Origin of the sequence: Allobaculum fili (genome assembly GCF_020969955.1) — a bacterium.
GTDB classification, from domain to species: domain Bacteria; phylum Bacillota_I; class Bacilli_A; order Erysipelotrichales; family Erysipelotrichaceae; genus Allobaculum; species Allobaculum fili.
This window is the reverse complement of the sequence record NZ_JAHDSX010000108.1, coordinates 1-487: the sequence shown is the minus strand read 5'-3', so window position 1 is coordinate 487 and position 487 is coordinate 1. Positions and strand designations below refer to the sequence as shown.

At 44.4% G+C, this 487-nt stretch carries 1 protein-coding gene; it reads left to right on the top strand.

The window, feature by feature from the left end; all coding sequences use genetic code 11:
• Positions 1-28: 28 nt before the first annotated feature.
• Positions 29-487 (top strand): transposase (locus Afil_RS10725; RefSeq protein ID WP_439647330.1); only part of this gene is annotated, 459 nt, incomplete at its 3' end.

Here is a 487-nt window from a genome sequence, read left to right as displayed (position 1 = left end):
GAAGAAACCCGATACCTGCAGTCGATATCTGGCTATCGATGAATTCAAGCTTCATAACGGCCATAAATACGCCACCCATATCATCGATCTGGAAACCGGCCATGTTCTTTGGATTGCCAGAGGCAAGAAGAAACAGGTCGTATACGATTTTATTGATCATGCGGGTATTGAATGGATGAGTCATGTTCAAGCTGTTGCCTGTGACATGAACTCTGATTTTCAGGAAGCATTTCAAGATCGATTCCCATGGATTTCTATCGTATTTGACTATTTTCATATCGTTAAGAATTTTAACGATAAAGTGGTCTCTGAAGTCCGGAAGGATGTTCAGAGAGAGCTGATCGCAAGCGGTGAAATCGAGCAGGCCAGGCTTCTCAAAGGGTCGAAGTATATTCTGATGTCTTCTAAGGCAACGCTGGCTTCCAAAGATGCAAAAGGGAAGGCTGGAGCCATGATGGGTGGCGAGAACACCTTGTTTGGGTTAAAG